The organism is Zoogloea sp. LCSB751, assembly GCF_002028455.1.
GTDB lineage: Bacteria > Pseudomonadota > Gammaproteobacteria > Burkholderiales > Rhodocyclaceae > Zoogloea.
Genome location: NZ_MWUM01000299.1, coordinates 1 through 262, shown reverse-complemented (window position 1 = coordinate 262; position 262 = coordinate 1). Strand labels below are relative to the sequence as shown.

The window sequence follows — 262 nt, the reverse complement described above, 5'->3', positions numbered from 1 at the left end:
TGCTGGTTCTGCCATGCACTACCATAGTTACCCACTAAATGGGGGTATTTTTTAAAGGCTGGGTATGCAAGTGCGGGCAGCATTTCGCCATGGGTATAAACATGAATGCCTTTACCCGCCGTTTGCTCGAGGATAAGCTCTAAGTCCTTCATATCATGGCCAGAAACCAGAATTGCTTTGCCTTTTACCGGTTTAGTGTTGACGACCGTCGGTTCAGGATGACCGAAGGCTTCGGTCTCGCCCGCATCAAGCAAAGCCATAA

1 pseudogene is annotated in these 262 nt (G+C 48.9%); it reads right to left on the bottom strand.

What is annotated here, in order from left to right:
• A pseudogene (locus B4920_RS26710) lies at positions 1 to 262 on the bottom strand (hydroxylamine reductase); the annotation flags it as partial.